The organism is Rahnella perminowiae (genome assembly GCF_019049695.1).
Taxonomy (GTDB): domain Bacteria; phylum Pseudomonadota; class Gammaproteobacteria; order Enterobacterales; family Enterobacteriaceae; genus Rahnella; species Rahnella perminowiae.
In genome coordinates, this window is record NZ_JAFMOT010000187.1 from 359087 (window position 1) to 377845 (window position 18759).

The window sequence follows — 18759 nt, forward strand, 5'->3', positions numbered from 1 at the left end:
GGGCACCTGCGGGTGTCCGGATTTATTCACCGTGCTCACCGGTCTGATTATCACAAGCTTCTTTCCATTCATTAACGAAATCATTACCCTTAGCGTCCTTCCGGATGACTGACAGTGATGTTTTCAATGCAAAAATTTCTTTTCCTGCTGCTGAGTATGGTGCTGCTTGGCCCTTTAGGTATTGATTTATACCTGCCTGCCATTCCCGCCATTGCACTCGGTTTACAGAGCACCGAGGCGGTGATCCAGTCCTCAATTTCATTATTTATTCTGGTGATGGGGCTCGGACAGCTGGTGGCCGGTCCGCTGGTTGATAAATGGGGTCGTCGCCCGATCGCCATTATCGGCGTTGTGGTGTATCTGGCGGGTGCAATCGTTGCCGCGACGTCCGTCACACCGTGGATGTTTTTATTATCCCGCGTCATTCAGGGGCTGGCTGTCTGCTGCACGTCCGTGGTGATTTTCAGCAGCGTGCGCGACCGGATGAGTGGCAATGAGGCCGCCCGCGCATATGGTTTTCTCAACGGCACACTGAATATTATCCCTGCACTGGCCCCGCTGATCGGCGGCCTGATCGCCCAGTATTATGGCTGGCGTGCACCTTTCTGGGCATTGGCCGGTTATACGCTGGCGGTGATGTTGCTGGTGATATTCAAACTACCGGAGACACGCCCTGCTGATACCCAGACCAACAGCGGTCTGCCTTTCCGTCAGTATGCCCGCATTTTGTTCAACGCCCGCTTCATGACCTTTGCACTGGTAAATGCCGGCGCCATGGGGATGGCGCTGACGTATGTATCGCTGGCACCGACCGTATTGATGAACATCGCCGGGCTGACGCCATTGCAATTTTCGCTGGTATTCGGGGCGAACGGCTTCTGGATTATGGCGGTGAGTTTTATCGCCAACCGCATTATTCATAAAGTGGGACGCCCGGTTTGTCTGACTGCCGGCGGCATTCTTATGTTTGCCGGTTGCCTCGGGCTGATTGCCGGTATTACGCTGGTTTCACCTGCAGACCAAACCGCCACCTGGCTGTATATGCTGCCGGTCGCCAGCGCCTGTGCCGGTCTGGCGTTTCTGGTGGGTCCGGCCACCAGTTATGCACTGGAACCGTTCTCCGGCGAAGCAGGCGTTGCTTCAGCCCTGGTAGGTTCGGTGCAAATGGCGGGCGGTGCACTACTCGGTTTTATCGCCATGGCATTACCGTTACAGCCTAAACTGAGCCTGTCGCTGGTGATGCTGGCAGGCGGATGTCTGGCAGTGCTGGCACGTCGTGCGAGCAAAAAATCGACGGGCCGTCTGACCCGCCTGGAACCGTAATACTTTCTAACCGATTGTCGATACCGGTACGCGGGGTGCCAGCGCACTCAGCAATTCGTAGCCCAGCGTACCGGCCGCCGTTGCCACTTCATCCACCGGTAAATTATTTCCCCACAACTCAACCGGCGAACCAATCTGTGCCTGCGGACAGGGTGTTAAATCCACGGCCAGCATATCCATTGAAACCGTGCCGACCGTCGTTGTTCGCACGCCATCAACCCAAACCGGCGTACCGGAAGTGGCATGGCGCGGATATCCGTCTGCATAACCACAGGCCACCACGCCGATGCGCTGAGGACGCGTGACACTGTAACGCCCACCGTAACCCACACGCGCGCCGGCGTTAAGCTCCTGTATGGCGATCAGCTCACTGTTAAGCGTCATCACCGGTTGCAGGCCGGTATGCGCAATATCTTTCCACTCACCGCTCGGCGACGCACCATAGATAATAATTCCCGGGCGGATCCAGTCATGATGCGTATGCGGATGCCACAACGTCGCAGCGGAATTCGCCAGACATCGCGGGCCGCGGATATTCTGCCCGGCGAGGTTAATCGCAGCCATCTGCGCGTCAACCCCCTCCACGCTGTCAGCAGTGGCGAAATGGCTCATCAGCGTCATTTCTCCCACCTGCTTCAGCTCGCGTAACTGCTGCCAGACATCCCCGGCACGTTCCGGCGCAAAACCCAGACGGTTCATACCACTGTTTACTTTCAGGTAGATATCGACCGGCTGGCTGACGCTGGCATGTGCAAGGGCTTTTATTTGCCATTCGCTGTGTACGGACGTGGTCAGACGATATTGATCAACCCTCGTCAAATCCTCAGCCGTAAAAAAACCTTCGAGCAGTAATATCGGTCCCTGCCAGCCGGACTCACGCAATAAAATGGCTTCATTGAAATCAAGCAACGCGAAACCATCGGTGGCCGATAAACTGCGCCAGATACGGGAAATACCATGACCGTAACCGTTCGCTTTCACCACCGTCCAGACTTTACTGCGAGGGGCAAAGCCGCGAATGAGGTGTAAATTATGGGTTAATGCAGACAGGGATAATGTGGCTGAAATCGGGCGTGGCATACCGGCTCCGGCAATAAGCAAAGTAAAACCCATACAATGTCAGTCACCGTATGGGATGGGATTACAGCAGATTCAGCCTACCGGATGCATGTTATGCGGACCTGCCGGACGGGCGATGAAATCCGGGCTGTAACGCTCAACCGACAGATCATCGGACGGGATCGCAGGCGTCACGCCGGACATAATATCCGACAGCAACTGCCCGGAGCCACAGGCCATCGTCCAGCCGAGCGTCCCGTGGCCGGTATTGAGATACAAATTCTTAATGCGCGTACGCCCGACAATCGGCGTGCCGTCCGGTGTCATCGGTCGTAACCCCGTCCAGAAGGTTGCCTGTCCGACATTACCGCCGTGAGGATAGAGATCTTTCACCACCATCTCCAGCGTTTCACGGCGCGCCTGCGCCAGCTTCAGGTTGAAGCCGACAATCTCCGCCATCCCCCCTACGCGGATGCGGTTATCAAAACGGGTGATGGCAATTTTGTAGGTTTCATCAAGCACGGTAGACACCGGTGCAGAGGCCGGATCGGTAATCGGAATGGTCAGCGAATAGCCTTTCAGCGGATAAACCGGAATGGCGATCAGATCGCGCAGCAACGCAGTCGAATATGAACCGAATGCCACAACGTAAGCATCCGCCCTGACGATCTCATTGCCACACTGCACGCCGGTGATCTCGCCATTTTCAACATGCAGCTTATCTACCGTGCGGTTGAATTCGAAAACAACGCCCGCCTGACGCGCCATATCGGCCAGTTTACGGGTAAACATCTGGCAGTCACCGGTTTCATCATTAGGTAAACGCAGGCCACCGGTCAGTTTGTGCGCGACCTGTGCCAGCGCCGGCTCTGCGGTCGCCAGCTGGCTGGATTCGAGCAACTGATACGGCACACCGGCGTCTTCCAGCACGGCAATATCTTTCGCTGCACTTTCGAACTGCTGTGCGGTACGGAAAAGCTGCAATGTGCCGCCCTGCCGGCCCTCGTACTGAATGCCGGTGTCGTCACGCAGCGCTTTCATGCAGTCACGGCTGTATTCCGCCAGACGAACCATGCGGCTCTTGTTAGTCTGATAATGGTCCATATTGCAGTTACGCAACATTTGCCACATCCATTTCAGCTGAAACTGCGTTCCGTCGAGACGGATCGCCAGAGGCGCATGCTTCTGGAACATCCATTTAACGGCTTTGACCGGAACACCCGGAGCCGCCCATGGCGCGGCATAGCCCGGTGAGATCTGTCCCGCATTGCCCGCGCTGGTTTCTTCTGCCGGGCCTGGCTGACGATCAATGACCGTCACCTGATGGCCCGCTTTAGCCAGATACCATGCACTGGCGACACCGACCACACCACTGCCTAAAATCACCACACGCATATCGACTCCACTCCGCGACAAAACAAAGCATAATATTCTGATGACAGGAAATTAACCTGACTAAGAAAAATCACCAACACAGCCACTCATAACCGTGAGGTCTTTCACATTTATTTATCGTTCATGACAGCATTTTTTTCAATAGCCACAAATGAATAACGATATTTCGCAACATTCTGGCCATCCGGGAAGAAATTTATGGCGATATGACAGCAATGACTTCATTGAAATCAGAAGATATCCGGTACTTCAGGCGGCGTTTTGTTTTAGTTTTTTATTCTTTTATATCGTTACATTTAAAGAACAAAACACCACAAACCATCGCAAGTGTGATATTCCCTCGTCCCGGACAGAAAATTGACGTTCCGGTTGAACGGGGATTTATAAACGAGGCAAAGCAGAAGCTGATCCGTAAGGCGCAGAGAGCAGGAAGAATAGTGCCCTTAATAAGCAAAATTCTGGCGGCGTCACCGGGACACCAGGTTTCAATATATCCCCCCGCGTTCAACATCGGTTAATTTTTGCCACCCAGTCCTGCGATATTGTCAGTTTAAAATGTGATGCACATCGCAACTGTTTAATTACTGACCTACACTTCGAGTGGATTCATATCCGCACTGTTCATTTCAGCCATAAGGAGTCGCCTGTGAATAACTCAAACTTTCTGAAGCTTAAAGAGGGTACACAACTTTTTTATAAGGACTGGGGCAGCGGCCAGCCGGTGGTTTTCAGTCACGGCTGGCCCCTGTCATCTGATGCTTTTGAAGATCAAATGCTGTTTCTGGCGAATAAAGGTTATCGCGTTATCGCCCATGACCGCCGCGGCCACGGACGTTCTTCCCAGACCTGGGAGGGCAATAATATGGACCAGTACGGTGATGATATGGCCGAGCTGACAGCGCATCTGGACCTTAAGGATGCCATTCACGTCGGGCACTCCACCGGCGGTGGCGAGGTGGCCCGTTATATCGGCCGGCATGGCACTTCACGTGTGGCAAAAGCGGTGCTGATTGGCGCGGTGCCACCGATTATGATCAAAACTGAATTCAACCCGGTCGGTTTGCCGCTTTCTGTTTTCGACGGGATCCGTGAAGGCGTACGGAAAGACCGTTCACAGTTCTTCCTCGATTTGCCTGATGCCTTTTATGGCTTTAACCGCCCGGGTGCGCAGGCATCCGAAGGCTTGCGTCAGAGCTTCTGGTTGCAGGGTATGCAGGGTTCAATCAAGGCACTTTATGATTGTGTCAAAGCGTTTTCTGAAACCGACCAGCGCGAAGATCTGAAAAAAATGACTATCCCGACGCTGGTGATTTACGGTGATGATGACCAGATTGTGCCTCCGGCATCCTCCAGCGAAGCCGCGCTTAAATTGTTACCGAATGGTAAACGTAAAGTTTATCCGGGTGCCTCTCATGGTTTGTGCAGCACCCATAAAGATCAGATAAATCAAGATTTGTTAGAATTTATCCGCAGTTAATCCCCGCCGTTCGTTTTATTCTCTCCGGTTGTTCACCCAAAGCCTGACTGCCTGCGGCTTTGGGTTCTTCATGGCCCCCGATTGACAGTGTCCTGCCATAAGGATATAGATTTGTTGAGGAAGGGATTCAAGGTGTTTATCTAACGACACACTCAGATTGAGCTACGATTATCAATGGACGTACGAAATCTTAAGAAAAGGTTGTGAATCAAACACTCTGTAACGTCCATAACTGAATGAGGGTGCGGCTTATGACGACAGTGACCCATGAGCATAAAACTGAGGACAAACGTCTTAGCGATGGACCGGACTGGACGTTTGAGTTATTGCAAACCTATCTTGAAGAGATTGACCGGGTGGCAAAGTCCTACCGGCTGGAAACTTATCCGCATCAAATCGAGATCATTACCTCCGAACAAATGATGGATGCCTATTCCAGTATTGGCATGCCGATCAATTACACACACTGGTCGTTCGGGAAGAAATTCATCGAAACCGAACAATTGTACAAACACGGGCAGCAAGGTCTGGCGTACGAAATCGTCATTAACTCCAATCCCTGTATCGCCTATCTGATGGAAGAAAATACCATCACCATGCAGGCGCTGGTGATGGCGCACGCCTGCTACGGGCATAATTCTTTCTTCAAAAATAACTATCTGTTTAAAAGCTGGACCGACGCCAGTTCCATCGTCGATTACCTGCTGTTCGCCAAACGTTATATCAGCGAATGCGAAGAGCGTTACGGGGTCGATGAAGTCGAGAAACTGCTGGACTCCTGCCACGCGCTGATGAATTACGGGGTTGACCGCTATAAGCGTCCGCAAAAAATATCGCTGCAGGAGGAACTGGCACGGCAAAAAAGCCGCGAGGAATACCTGCAAAGCCAGGTGAATTCCCTGTGGAAAACATTGCCGCGCAAAGACAGTGTAGACACACCAGAACAGGCGCGCCGTTTCCCGCCGGAACCCCAGGAAAATCTGCTGTATTTTATGGAAAAAAATGCCCCTCTGCTGGAATCCTGGCAGCGGGAAATTTTGCGTATTGTGCGTAAAATCAGCCAGTATTTTTATCCGCAGAAGCAAACACAGGTCATGAACGAAGGCTGGGCGACGTTCTGGCATTACACCATCCTGAATCATCTGTATGACGAAGGAAAAGTCTCCGACCGTTTCATCCTGGAGTTTCTGCACAGTCACACGAATGTGGTGTATCAGCCGCCTTATAACAGCCCGTATTACAGTGGCATCAACCCGTATGCTCTGGGTTTTGCGATGATGCAGGACATCAAGCGTATCTGTCAGGAGCCGACGGAGGAAGACCGCTACTGGTTCCCGGATATCGCCGGGTCAGACTGGCTCGACACGCTGCATTTTGCGATGCGTGACTTTAAGGACGAAAGCTTCATCAGCCAGTTTCTTTCACCGAAAGTGATGCGTGATTTCCGTTTGTTTACGGTGCTCGATGATGATCACAATAACTACCTGGAAATCGCCGCCATCCATAATGAGGAAGGTTATCGTGCAATCCGTCAGGAATTATCGGCGCAATACAATCTGAGCAATCACGAACCGAATATTCAGGTCTGGAATGTGGATTTGCGCGGAGACCGTTCGCTGACCTTGCGCTATATTCCTCAGGATCGCGCGCCGCTTGATAAGAGCCGTCGTGAAGTCATGAAACACGTCCACCGTCTGTGGGGCTTCGATGTCTTCATCGAGCAACTCAATGAAGATGGCAGCGTTGAACTGCTGGAGCGCTGCCCGCCACGTCCGACGCCGCTGTAACTGAATAGGCTTCTGGCATTAAAAAAGGGCGCTGAGCGCCCTTTCTGATATTTGTCTATCTCACTCTTAACGATGCTTTTGCTCAGTCAGATCACCCGGCATCGCGCCCTGCATGCTGTGCCAGATTTCACCACTCTGACGTCCATAATTGCGCACACAATCCACAATTTGTTCGTAGCTTTTTTCGTGGCAAATTTCTGACAGTTTTTTATAAAAGCTGATGGCTAATTTGCGCGCTTCAGGGTTGGAGAAGTAATAGCGTCCGACGCGGGTATAAAGACCCCGCAGCCCGTTGATGATAAGACCATAAATCGGGTTACCGGAAGCAAATGCCAGACCACGGAAAATACCGTAATCAAGCGCCGTAAACGCTTCGGCATGATCTTCCACCTCTGTAGCCTTAGCGAGAACCTGCTGGGTTTCCTCCGGGTTGGTACGCATCGCTTTACGGATAAAAATCGTCGCGATGTTAGTACGCACGGACAGCAGATTATCAATCAGTTGCGGTACGCTGTCGTGATCCAGACGCGCCAGCGTTTCAAGAATATTCAGGCCGGATGTTTCCCAGAAATTATTCACTTTCGTCGGCTTGCCATGCTGAATAGTTAACCAACCGTCGCGGGCAAGCCGCTGTAACACTTCACGCAATGTGGTTCGGGTCACGCCAATGAGTTCTGAAAGCTCTCTCTCAGCAGGCAAAATGGAGCCCGGAGGGAAGCGGCTGTTCCAGATACTTTCGATGATATACTCTTCGGCAAAACCGGCAGGACTTTGTGCCTTAATAACCATGTGTTTGTCGTTCCGTGTGGGGCTTTTATTAGGGATATAGTTCTGCTCATCATACCAGATGAAAATGCCCTGTTATAGCGTCCGCAGGGAACTAATGCTGAAACTGTGGAAGGGCTTACAGAATTTCACCTTTTTCAAGCGTTTATTACCTTGTCCCTGGCATTGGAAAAATCCAGTCAGACGATTAAACTTACTTATCTTTTTGACATATTGACAAGCTATATAAAGGATCTTTAGGGAATATGGAAACAACCTACAGTCGTGCATTTATAAAGAATTTTCTCGGTCAGTCGCCAGCCTGGTACAAAATAGCAATTCTGGCTTTTCTGATCATTAACCCGCTGATTTTCTTCCTGGTCAGTCCTTTTATCGCGGGCTGGTTGCTGGTCGTCGAGTTCATTTTAACATTAGGCATGGCGCTTAAATGCTACCCGCTGCAGCCGGGTGGATTGCTCGCCATCGAAGCCGTGATGATCGGCATGACCAGCGCAGAGCGCATCCGCGAAGAAGTCTCTGCTAATCTGGAAGTCATCTTGTTGCTGATTTTCATGGTTGCTGGCATCTATTTCATGAAGCAGTTGCTGTTAACCGTGTTCACCAAACTGTTATTGAATCTGCGCAACAAAATCGCCCTTTCACTGGCTTTCTGTTTTGCTGCGGCATTTCTCTCCGCATTCCTGGACGCATTGACCGTGATTGCCGTGGTGATCAGCGTTTCAGCGGGCTTTTATTCGATTTATCACAACGTCGCTTCAAATCAGAACGAAAATGCTGAGATCACCGATGACAGCTCGTTTACGGGTAATCAGCAGCACCAGGCGGTACTTGAACAATTCCGCGCATTTTTACGCAGCCTGATGATGCACGCCGGTGTCGGTACGGCACTTGGCGGCGTGATGACGATGGTTGGCGAACCGCAAAACCTGATCATCGCGAAAAGTGCAGGCTGGCAATTCACCGATTTCCTGATCCGCATGTCGCCCGTCAGCGTGCCCGTTTTTATCTGCGGATTAATCGTATGTGCCCTGGTAGAACGCTTCCGCTGGTTTGGCTACGGTGCGCAACTGCCACACCCGGTGTATGAAGTACTTAAAAAGTTTGATCAAAAGAACAGCGAGAACAGCACCCGGCAGGAACGTATTAAACTGGCCATACAGGCGCTGATTGGCGTGTGGCTGATTGTTGCGCTGGCATTCCATCTGGCTGAAGTTGGCCTGATTGGCCTTACGGTGATTATCTTTGCAACCGCATTATGCGGCGTCACGGATGAACATGCGATCGGCAAGGCATTTCAGGATTCACTGCCGTTTACCGCCCTGCTGACGGTGTTTTTTGCCATTGTCGCCGTGATCGTAGAACAACATCTGTTCAGCCCTATCATTCACTTTGTGCTTCAGGCTGCGCCATCGAGCCAGCTTTCGCTATTTTACCTGTTCAACGGATTGCTTTCCTCGGTGTCAGATAACGTTTTCGTCGGTACGGTTTACATCAACGAAGCAAAATCGGCGCTGGAAAATGGCATCATCGATCTGAAACAATTTGAGATGCTGGCGGTGGCGATTAATACCGGTACTAACCTGCCTTCCGTGGCGACACCAAATGGTCAGGCGGCATTCCTGTTCCTGCTGACTTCTGCCCTCGCACCGCTGATCCGGCTTTCTTATGGAAGAATGGTCTGGATGGCATTGCCATACACCGTCGTCATGACGCTGGTTGGCCTGTTGTGTGTTCAGTATCTGCTGCCCGATATGACGCAGTGGTTTAACGACATGGGATGGCTGAGTTTGCCCCCGGTAACGCAAATCATGACGGTGCATTGATCGGGGTAAGCGTGAGTCAGTAATTTCCTCTAAACGGCTTCACTCAGAAAATTACAGAATTTAAAGTCGAATTGTCCGATTTATATTAATTATTTACCGAATATTTAATCGGACAGGCTGGCAGCGGCAAGCAATTGGTTTACACTGCGTGTCAGTAGCTCACTGCAGGGAAAAATTTTCTATGTTGCAATATCTTAACCGCTGTTCACAAGGCCGCGGTGCATGGCTTCTGATGGCTCTGACTGCACTGGCACTTGAGCTGGTTGCACTGTATTTCCAACACGTGATGTTACTTAAGCCCTGTGTCATGTGTATTTATGAACGTTGTGCCCTGATGGGGATTCTGCTGGCTGGCCTCGTCGGTGCTATCGCGCCTTCTACGTGGTTGCGTTATGCCGGGATCCTTATCTGGATCTACAGCGCTTACGAAGGTATCCGCCTGTCATGGGAACACACCATGATTCAGCTGCACCCTTCTCCGTTCGCCACCTGTGATTTTGCCGCGCGTTTCCCAACATGGTTACCACTGGACAAGTGGTTCCCGTGGATGTTTATCGCCAGCGGTGATTGTGCAGAAAAACAGTGGGAATTCCTGTCACTGGGCATGCCCCAGTGGCTGGTTGTGATTTTCAGCGTGTTCATGGTAATTGCTGTTCTGGTGCTGCTGGCTCAGTTCGTCAAACCCAAACGCCGCGATTTATTTGGTCGTTAATTAAACTATCGTTGAAACAAAAAAGCGCCTATCATGGCGCTTTTTTTATGTCTGTGGAGGAGAAGATGTTCTCCCTAACAGACGTGATGTATTATCTGCAGCGCCCGATCAACACGGGCTTTCTGCCTCTGTGAGTTTTATTACCATTATTGGAACGTGCAATGAAAAATCTTCCCGTCTGGGCCATTTGGGTCATTTGTGTTGGAGCCTGCGTCGCCTTCTGGATCGTCGCTGGTTTCGTGTTATACGGCCTGTTTAAATAAACTTTAAACATCAGGGAAGAAGGCAGCAGTGGCATTTAAGGGAAATGGAATGACAAGGTATTAACGCGGGGGCAATGGCGGAGTCCCATTAATCCCGACGTTGGTTTTGATCAGAGGTCACATTTTCTCCTTCCCGGCACGCTGCGCTGCATAAAAAGAAACCTACCTTTGTAAATTTCTCAATGCATTCTATGCTACGAGGGCTAAAAGATTTATCAGAGGAAAAAACATGTTCATTAAGGGATTTTCAAAAGGCTTTTTCATTGCGATTCTTCTTATCGTAACTTTGGCTTTTTTTGATGTATTAAGGCCTTACTATTCTTCCGTACTATGGGCAATTATTCTTGCTGTCATCTTCAATCCGCTAAAAAACCGGCTTAAACAGGTGGTCGGCGATCGTAACGGTATCGTCTCTCTGCTGACCGTTTTGATTATTTGTCTGATTGTCTTCACACCGCTGGCGATTATAACCTCGTCGCTGGCGCTTGAATTCAATACGGTTTACACCAAACTGCAGGGAAATCAGACACAGTTACCCGTGATCCTGGCGGATTTTATCCACCATTTACCACGGTGGGCACGACACTTCCTGTCGGATAACGATCTCGACAGCACGGCGGAGATCCAGAAAAAACTTTCTGATGCAGCACTTCAGGGCAGCCAGTATCTTGCCGGGAGTGTTTTCGTGATAGGTAAGAGCACGTTCGGCTTTGTCGTAGGTTTCGGCATCATGCTGTATATCTTGTTCTTCCTGATCAAAGATGGCGCTTATCTGGTCAATATGACTCTCGCCACGCTGCCGCTGTCACGCTATGTGAAGCATCACCTGTTTATGAAGTTTGCAGCAGTTTCGCGCGCGACAGTAAAAGGGACCGTTGTGGTGGCGATTGTACAGGGTGCGCTGGGCGGTGTTGCATTTTACATCGCCGGTCTGGACGGAAGTCTGCTTTGGGGCGCGCTGATGGCGTTCCTGTCGATCATTCCGGCAGTGGGATCGGCCATTATCTGGGTACCCGCAGCGATTTATTTCTTCGCGTCCGGCATGCTTTGGCAGGGGATCTTTATTGTGGTCTTCTTCGTTGTGGTGATTGGCATTGTGGATAACGTCTTACGCCCGTTACTGGTCGGTAAAGACACTAAAATGCCGGATTACCTTATCCTGATCACCACCCTGGGTGGCATGGAAGTGTATGGCATCAATGGCTTCGTGATTGGTCCGCTGATTGCAGCATTATTCATCGCCTGCTGGAACATTCTTTCCGGCAGAGATCATCAGAATAATACCGATGAGATTGATGAAGATTTTATCGAAGAAGGGAAAAAGCGTCCTGATGCCTGATGTTCTCAGCGGCTTCGACAATCCGCTGAGTTTTACCAAATATGATTATGAAGTTTTCATAACCTGGCGTAGAAATAAGAAGCAACAAATACTCTTTGTCTGAAGGGGCAATGAATGAAAAATATCATCTTAAGTATGGTCGCAAAGATCTCCAGGATGGAAGCTGATTCCAAGCAACTTACCGCTCAGGTTGAGGCTCAGTCCCTTTTGCTGAGTGCTGTATTTTTAACGCTTGGTAAAAATGGCGGCCCCCAGGAAACTATCGAAAGCGTCAATAAAGCCATCAATTCAGTGCTCGATTCTGCTGATGAGATGCTTAAATCAGACGCGACGATTTTATTCGAACAATTCCAGGCACTTATTGAACTAACCCGGCTGATTGATAAAGCCGATCCGGAGCTGGATGCTGAAGCACTGAGTGCCATGAACGGTGTCACACCCGACTCCGGGATCTAGTGTAAAAGCATCGGTAATAAAAAAGCCCCGGCCATAAATTGCCGGGGCTTTTTGCTTTCTGATGACGGACAAAATCAGCTTATTTCGCCCAGCCTGGCTTGTTCAGGATGTGATCCTGCCAGTCTTCCACGTCATCTTCACGCACAGCGATGTAGCGTACGGAAATCTGTGCCGTGTGCATGGCTGATTTTGATGCTTTGTTCAGCAGCGGATGCCACGGGAGCAACGGGCGTCCTTCACCGATCAGACGATAGGCGCAGGTTGGCGGCAGCCAGTCGAAGGTTGTCAGATTTTCGCGGGTCAGTTTGATGCAATCTTCTTCCAGCGTGAAACGACGTTCGTAGTTGCGACACTGGCACGATTTGATGTTGAGCTGATTACAGGCAACGTTGGTGAAGTAGATTTCATCGGTGTCTTCATCGATCAGCTTATGCAAGCAGCATTGTCCGCAGCCATCGCACAATGCTTCCCATTCTTCGTCGGTCATTTCAGACAGCGTTTTTTGCTGCCAAAAAGCGGGTTCAGTCATGATGTGCATCCGGTATAGAGAAAATGAGGGTGCTTATATAGACGCTTTAGCCTGCAGATGCAAGTAAAGCCGCCGGAAAACAGCTCCGGCGGAGAGGAGAAACACCGTCAGATCACGCGTGAGTTAACCTGTTTACCATTAAGTGTAGCCACAATTTCGTCACCCGCTTTTAACGGGCCGATGCCGTGTGGCGTACCGGTCAGAATGATGTCACCCGCACGCAACGTAAAGAAGCGGCTCATATAGGCAATCAGCGGCAGAAGCGGTGTCAGCATATCGCGGGTATTCCCGGCCTGACGGATTTCTCCGTTGATCTCTAACCGGAGTTCAGCCTGTTGTGCATCACCAAATTCGCTCACCGGAATAAATCCGCTCATCGGACAGGAACCGTCAAACCCTTTGGCTTTTTCCCAGGGTTGTCCGGCTTGTTTGAACGCCGTCTGCAAATCCCGCAGCGTCAGATCAAGCGCCAGCCCGTAACCGGCGATAGCATTGGCGACACGATCTTCCGTCGCCTGCTTCAACGGTGTGCCGATAAGCACTGCCAGCTCGATTTCATGATGTACCGAACCCAGATCCTTCGGAATGGCAATGGGCTGACGAAAATCGCATAAGGCGGTTTCCGGCTTGATAAATAGCACCGGTTCCGCCGCTTTCTTCCCGCCCATCTCTTTAATATGATCGGCATAATTACTGCCGACACACACTACTTTGTTGACCGGGAAATCCAGTAACGCGCCATGCCAGTCTCTGTGTTGGTACATACAGCCCCTCCTTGAGGTTAGGAATTTCAGCCGCTGAACGGGTTATGCGGTGCCGGCGCTAACGGTGCAGCAGGTGCCGGAGCGGAATCGCCGGAAATCACCGGCACCTGAGCGCCCGTAATGGCATCGGCCATCATGCCGATACTCAGGGCGAAATAGGTTGAACGGTTCCAGCGCATGATCGTGCGGAAGTTATCGTAAACCAGGAATGCGCGCCCCTGCGTATCATCCGGTGTGATAATCCATGCACGGGTGGCTGTCGAGGACAGCGGGCTGCCGTCAACCTGCGTTACGCCGCGCTGCTGCCAGTAACTGGCAGGATGCATCTGGTTGTTTTTCAGCCCCGCCAGAGCGCCATCAAAGTTAGCCGGTAATTTCACTTCCTGACCCCAGCCCTGATCGCCCTTCCAACCTTCTTTTGCTAAATAATTGGCTGTAGAGGCAAAAACATCATCGGTGTTTTTCCAGATGTCTATTTTGCCATCGCCGTTACCGTCAGCACCGTAGGTCAGATAAGAACTTGGCATAAACTGCGACTGTCCCATCGCACCTGCCCAGGAACCTTTCATCATATCGCTGGTGGCGTGTCCTGAATCGACAATTTTAAGCGCAGACATAAATTCTTTCGTGAAGAACGCTTCACGACGCCCTTCGAAAGCCAGGGTGGCCAGCGCGGAGAAGACATCTTCTTTACCCTGTATTTTCCCGAAGCTGCTTTCCATAGCCCATAACGCCACAATGTACTGCGGCTGAACGCCATAGCGGTCGCTGGCGCGGGTCAGCGCAGGCAAATTACGCTGAAACTGCTCCTGTCCCTGCTTAATTTTCCACTCAGGCAGAACGCGGGTCAGATAATCGTCGAGGGTAATTTTCTTTTCGAGCTGATTGCGATCTGAATTGATCACGCGGTCAACAAAATGAATGTTGGCGAAGGTGCTGTCTATTGTCTGCTGGCTGATCCCTTGTGTGCGGGCTTGTGCTTTGAGTTGTTCGACATAAGCCGGAAATTCAGCAGGATCCCGCCCCTGTTCAGCCAGGGATGTTTTGCCTGAAGGCGCTGCCGGTGCGGCGGCAATTGGCGGGTTAGCCGTAGTGGACGGTGAGGGAGTTTGCTCTGATGTAGCTTTCTGTGCTGCACAACCGCTGAGGATGATCAGCGGTGTTAACACCGCCAGTGCCGACAATTTCATCAATTTCTTCCTTTTGACTTCTGCAAGTGATTCATCACTCTAAGCTTTGAGCACGACAACCCTGAATGCAAGTCATGCCGTCCGAAAGTTCGAGGATTGCCGTAACAAATGTCAGGAATACGTTATTTACTGGCGTCGTTAAGATGAATATTCAATAAACTTTCTGCCGGCGGCGGAACTTGCAGATAATAACCCTGTTCTTCCAGCGACTGACGCACGTTAGCAATATCCGCCGTGGCCAGTTTTTCACGGTTCGCCAGGTTTAACATCATTGAAAATTGTGGCACGCCAAAACCTTTCAGTAATTCTTCAGGTACACGGGAAAAATCGTCTTTTTTTTCGACATACAGATAAGTCTGGTCGCGTTTAGTACTTCTATAGATCACACAAAGCATTTTTTTAACTCTATTTTATTGAAACGGTGGCTTGCCTAGATATAACTGTAACTATAACATGCTTATCGTACATCGGAATATCGCCCCCCGAGTGGTATTCCGGGGATTTAGAGTTGCTGAGACTGAGTCAGGATAGATGTCACAATCGCCAATAGAACTAAAAGGCAGCAGTTTTACCTTATCGGTTGTTCATTTACATAGTTCACAACCTGAGGTTATTTATCAGGCATTACAGGAAAAAGTGGAGCAAGCGCCTGCTTTTTTGAAAAATGCCCCTGTTGTTATCAACGTTGCCTCGCTGAACGGTGAAGCAAACTGGAAAGACATTCAACAGGCTGTCGCTTCTGCAGGCTTTCGCATTGTTGGCATCAGTGGTTGCAAAGATGAAGCGCAAAAACGCGCACTTTCCCGCACCGGCTTACCGCTGCTGAGTGAAGGCCGTGCACAGCGTATCGCCTCAGAACCACCGGCTCCTGTTGTGCCCGACAATGCCCCGGCTAAAACCCGCATTGTCAGTACCCCGGTCAGATCCGGCCAACAAATTTATGCCCGTAACAGCGACCTCATCATAACCAACAGTGTCAGCGCAGGTGCGGAGCTGATTGCCGATGGCAATATCCATATCTACGGCATGATGAGAGGCAGAGCGCTGGCTGGCGCCGCAGGCGATGCAAATTGTCAGATCTTTTGCACGCAGCTAGGCGCTGAACTCGTCTCTATCGCAGGGCAATACTGGCTGAGTGATCAAATCCCGGCCGATTATCTCGGTCAGGCTGCACGCCTTAGCCTGTTAAATAATGTGTTAACCATACAACCTTTAAACTAAGCCCTTTTGACAAGGAATCCATTCATGGCACGCATCATAGTTGTTACATCGGGTAAAGGGGGCGTTGGCAAGACCACTTCAAGCGCGGCCATTGCTACCGGTTTAGCTCAAAAAGGCAAAAAGACTGTTGTTATCGATTTTGATATCGGTCTGCGTAATCTCGACCTGATTATGGGCTGTGAGCGCCGGGTGGTTTATGATTTCGTTAACGTGATCCAGGGTGATGCCACGCTGAATCAGGCGCTTATCAAAGATAAACGCACCGAAAACCTGTTCATTCTTCCGGCTTCGCAAACCCGCGACAAAGACGCACTGACCCGCGAAGGCGTAGAGAAAATCCTCAACGATTTAGCCGAAATGGAATTTGACTTCGTCGTGTGTGATTCTCCGGCGGGCATCGAAACCGGCGCACTGATGGCGTTGTATTTCGCCGATGAAGCCGTGATTACTACTAACCCTGAAGTCTCGTCCGTTCGTGACTCCGACCGCATTCTGGGCATTTTGTCTTCAAAATCCCGTCGTGCGGAACAAGGCTTAGAGCCTATCAAAGAACATCTGCTTCTTACCCGTTACAACCCGGGCCGTGTCAGCCGTGGCGACATGCTGAGCATGGAAGATGTGCTGGAAATCTTGCGTATTCCTCTGATCGGCGTTATTCCGGAAGATCAGTCTGTACTGCGTGCGTCCAACCAGGGCGAGCCGGTCATTCTGGATCAGGAATCTGATGCAGGGAAAGCGTATGACGATACTGTCAGCCGTCTGCTTGGGGAAGAACGCGCATTCCGTTTCATTGAGGAAGAGAAGAAGAGTTTCCTGAAACGCCTTTTTGGGGGATAAACCATGGCATTGTTAGATTTCTTTCTGTCCCGCAAAAAATCGACAGCCAATATAGCCAAGGAACGGCTACAGATCATCGTAGCCGAACGGCGTCGAGGGGATAGTGAACCATCATATCTGCCTGAACTGAAACGAGACATTCTGGCGGTCATCTGTAAGTACATTAAGATTGACCCCGAAATGCTGCAGGTTCAGTTCGAGCAAAAAGGTGACGATATTTCCGTACTGGAACTTAACGTCACCCTGCCTGAATCAGAAGAAGCGCCTAAATGACAGCAGCTTGTTTGCAGGTGTTTTTTTCAGTATAGCGCCCCCTGTTACCGCAGGGGGCTACTGCCCTTTATCTCGATCCCTTCTGTTATTGTCTCTGCGCCGCAAATAATCACTGTATATATATCCATGTAAGAAGCTCATTTCCCCTCTGTTTGTTTTTATTATTGATAAATTTGATTAAGACTCATCTTATTCAGGCTGGAATTTACTCTCTCTACACTGCCTAATACGCATTTTTTATGCTTAAGCGTTATCGGGATAATATAAAATTAAAAGAGCGGGACATATGCCCGCTCTTTTTTAACGCTTACCCACTTTCTTTCATAAAAGAAGGATCAGTAATTACTCAAAATTTCTTTCAGTCTTTCGGCTAACAACTTCCCCCGCCAGCCACTGATTAATTCCGGCTGTGATTCTTTATCTTTTAACTTCCAGTGATAGGTCAGTAACTGATTAATCTGGCGACGTGAAGCCAGCATTTCCACGCTCAGTTTGCTTTCCTCACTGACAGTCTGAATGAGTGCTTTAATATCCTTAAACACTTTGCGGTAACCCGGCTGGTCAATCAGGTTCAGAACCGGTGCGGGGAGTTCAGTTTCCTCCAGTGCATGAGATTCTTCCACCAGCGCCAGCAACGTACGTCCGTGATAGCGAATTTCCGGACCACTCAGACCCAGCGCTTCCAGCTCCCCCAGCGACGTTGGCTGATAGCGCGCCACCTGCCAGAGGTTTTCCTCACGTACGACAAAATTAACGGCCAGATCACGCTGGCGGGCCTGGTTAAGGCGCCACGCGGCTAACAATTTCAGGCAACCCAGCTGACGCGGACGCAACTGAAAAGCGTTACTGATTTCCAGATAAGCCAGTTCCGGTTGCAGCACCTCTTTACGACGCCGGCACAGGGCAAGGCATTCATCCAGTGCAGCGTCCATCCACCCTGCTTCCCGGGTTTCGCGCATCAGTTGATCGGCCAGCGGCAGCAAATACCACACATCTGCAGCGGCATAGACGCACTGTTTTTCGCTCAGCGGACGGGCGATCCAGTCGGTGCGCGATTCACTTTTATCCAGCTCGACGCCGGTGGTTTCCGCCACCAGACGCGCAAAACCACAGGATAATGGACGCCCGCTGAAGGCGGCGAGGATCTGCGTGTCAATCAGCGGCGAAGGCATCACCCCGAAGGCATTCAGAAACACTTCAAGGTCTTCACTGCCTGCGTGAAGGAATTTGATAACATCAGGGTTAACCAGCAAATCGATGAAAGGTTGCCAGGCGGTGATCGGCAAAGGGTCAATCAGCGTCAGACGTTCGCCATCAAATAGCTGGATGAGCCCCAGTTGCGGGTAGTAAGTGCGGGTGCGGACAAATTCGGTATCCAGCGCAATTTTACTGTGCGCTTTTGCCTGAAGACAAACTTGCTCAAGCGCGTCATTGGTGGTGATCAACTGATAATTCAAAACGTCATTCTCTTAATCATTACTGCGTTATAACGTGACAACGCCGGACAGCGCCGGCGTTATGAATC

Annotated in this window: 19 protein-coding genes; 11 read left to right on the plus strand and 8 right to left on the minus strand. The window is 50.6% G+C overall.

The genetic code is table 11. The annotated features are described in order from the left end of the window. Positions 1–126: 126 nt before the first annotated feature. Entirely contained in the window at positions 127–1323 is a 1197-nt protein-coding gene (locus J1781_RS23215) for a multidrug effflux MFS transporter (RefSeq protein ID WP_217219274.1), read from the plus strand. A gap of 6 nt (positions 1324–1329) precedes the next feature. On the opposite strand, the gene dadX is transcribed toward J1781_RS23215, so the two are convergent. Continuing rightward, a complete protein-coding gene (gene dadX, locus J1781_RS23220) occupies positions 1330–2403 on the minus strand; it encodes a catabolic alanine racemase DadX (RefSeq protein ID WP_129951125.1) in 1074 nt (357 codons plus the stop codon). A gap of 72 nt (positions 2404–2475) precedes the next feature. Further along, positions 2476–3777: a D-amino acid dehydrogenase gene (locus tag J1781_RS23225; RefSeq protein ID WP_129990807.1), complete on the minus strand. Its 1302-nt coding sequence runs from the start codon at positions 3775–3777 to the stop codon at positions 2476–2478. Between the two features lie 206 nt (positions 3778–3983). Here J1781_RS23225 and J1781_RS23230 point away from each other — a divergent pair, with 206 nt between their 5' ends. From J1781_RS23230 to J1781_RS23240, 3 genes are all read left to right on the plus strand, one after another. Beyond that, positions 3984–4295 carry a hypothetical protein gene (locus J1781_RS23230; RefSeq protein WP_217219276.1) on the plus strand — a complete coding sequence of 104 codons (312 nt, stop codon included), beginning with the start codon at positions 3984–3986 and terminating at the stop codon, positions 4293–4295. 128 nt (positions 4296–4423) lie between these two features. Next, on the plus strand, positions 4424–5254 hold the full coding sequence (locus J1781_RS23235) for an alpha/beta fold hydrolase (RefSeq protein ID WP_217219277.1): 831 nt from the start codon (positions 4424–4426) through the stop codon (positions 5252–5254). Positions 5255–5505: 251 nt separating this feature from the next. Further along, positions 5506–7041 (plus strand): SpoVR family protein, encoded by a 1536-nt coding sequence (locus J1781_RS23240; protein ID WP_129951122.1) that lies wholly within the window; start codon positions 5506–5508, stop codon positions 7039–7041. 66 nt (positions 7042–7107) lie between these two features. Here the strand turns inward: J1781_RS23240 and fadR are convergent, their stop codons facing one another. After that, positions 7108–7830 (minus strand): fatty acid metabolism transcriptional regulator FadR, encoded by a 723-nt coding sequence (fadR, locus tag J1781_RS23245; protein ID WP_129951121.1) that lies wholly within the window; start codon positions 7828–7830, stop codon positions 7108–7110. 242 nt (positions 7831–8072) lie between these two features. Here fadR and nhaB point away from each other — a divergent pair, with 242 nt between their 5' ends. The 4 genes from nhaB (at position 8073) to iraP (ending at position 12420) form a co-directional block, all read left to right on the plus strand. Then, entirely contained in the window at positions 8073–9650 is a 1578-nt protein-coding gene (gene nhaB, locus J1781_RS23250; protein WP_129951120.1) for a sodium/proton antiporter NhaB, read from the plus strand. 181 nt (positions 9651–9831) lie between these two features. Continuing rightward, on the plus strand, positions 9832–10362 hold the full coding sequence (gene dsbB, locus J1781_RS23255; protein WP_015697193.1) for a disulfide bond formation protein DsbB: 531 nt from the start codon (positions 9832–9834) through the stop codon (positions 10360–10362). A 492-nt stretch (positions 10363–10854) separates the two neighbouring features. Beyond that, positions 10855–11964 (plus strand): AI-2E family transporter, encoded by a 1110-nt coding sequence (locus tag J1781_RS23260; RefSeq protein ID WP_129951119.1) that lies wholly within the window; start codon positions 10855–10857, stop codon positions 11962–11964. Positions 11965–12078: 114 nt separating this feature from the next. Next, positions 12079–12420 carry an anti-adapter protein IraP gene (iraP, locus tag J1781_RS23265; protein WP_129951118.1) on the plus strand — a complete coding sequence of 114 codons (342 nt, stop codon included), beginning with the start codon at positions 12079–12081 and terminating at the stop codon, positions 12418–12420. Positions 12421–12499: 79 nt separating this feature from the next. On the opposite strand, the gene J1781_RS23270 is transcribed toward iraP, so the two are convergent. The 4 genes from J1781_RS23270 to J1781_RS23285 all read right to left on the minus strand — a co-directional run bounded on the left by J1781_RS23270 (position 12500) and on the right by J1781_RS23285 (position 15298). Beyond that, positions 12500–12949 (minus strand): YcgN family cysteine cluster protein, encoded by a 450-nt coding sequence (locus J1781_RS23270; RefSeq protein ID WP_217234262.1) that lies wholly within the window; start codon positions 12947–12949, stop codon positions 12500–12502. A 107-nt stretch (positions 12950–13056) separates the two neighbouring features. After that, positions 13057–13713: a fumarylacetoacetate hydrolase family protein gene (locus J1781_RS23275; RefSeq protein WP_217234263.1), complete on the minus strand. Its 657-nt coding sequence runs from the start codon at positions 13711–13713 to the stop codon at positions 13057–13059. Between the two features lie 26 nt (positions 13714–13739). Further along, positions 13740–14903, minus strand: coding sequence for a lytic murein transglycosylase (locus tag J1781_RS23280; protein ID WP_217234264.1), 1164 nt, complete (start codon positions 14901–14903; stop codon positions 13740–13742). 122 nt (positions 14904–15025) lie between these two features. Then, positions 15026–15298: a YcgL domain-containing protein gene (locus J1781_RS23285; protein ID WP_129951114.1), complete on the minus strand. Its 273-nt coding sequence runs from the start codon at positions 15296–15298 to the stop codon at positions 15026–15028. 136 nt (positions 15299–15434) lie between these two features. Here J1781_RS23285 and minC point away from each other — a divergent pair, with 136 nt between their 5' ends. The 3 genes from minC to minE are packed head-to-tail and all read left to right on the plus strand — an operon-like array spanning position 15435 to position 17234. Beyond that, positions 15435–16124, plus strand: a complete 690-nt coding sequence (gene minC / locus J1781_RS23290) for a septum site-determining protein MinC (RefSeq protein ID WP_129951113.1) — start codon at positions 15435–15437, stop codon at positions 16122–16124. 24 nt (positions 16125–16148) lie between these two features. Then, complete coding sequence (minD, locus tag J1781_RS23295) at positions 16149–16961, plus strand: septum site-determining protein MinD (protein ID WP_013575324.1); 813 nt, start codon at positions 16149–16151, stop codon at positions 16959–16961. 3 nt (positions 16962–16964) lie between these two features. Continuing rightward, positions 16965–17234, plus strand: a complete 270-nt coding sequence (minE, locus tag J1781_RS23300; RefSeq protein WP_112290033.1) for a cell division topological specificity factor MinE — start codon at positions 16965–16967, stop codon at positions 17232–17234. Positions 17235–17569: 335 nt separating this feature from the next. Here the strand turns inward: minE and rnd are convergent, their stop codons facing one another. Beyond that, positions 17570–18691: a ribonuclease D gene (gene rnd / locus J1781_RS23305; protein ID WP_129990811.1), complete on the minus strand. Its 1122-nt coding sequence runs from the start codon at positions 18689–18691 to the stop codon at positions 17570–17572. Positions 18692–18759: the final 68 nt, after the last annotated feature.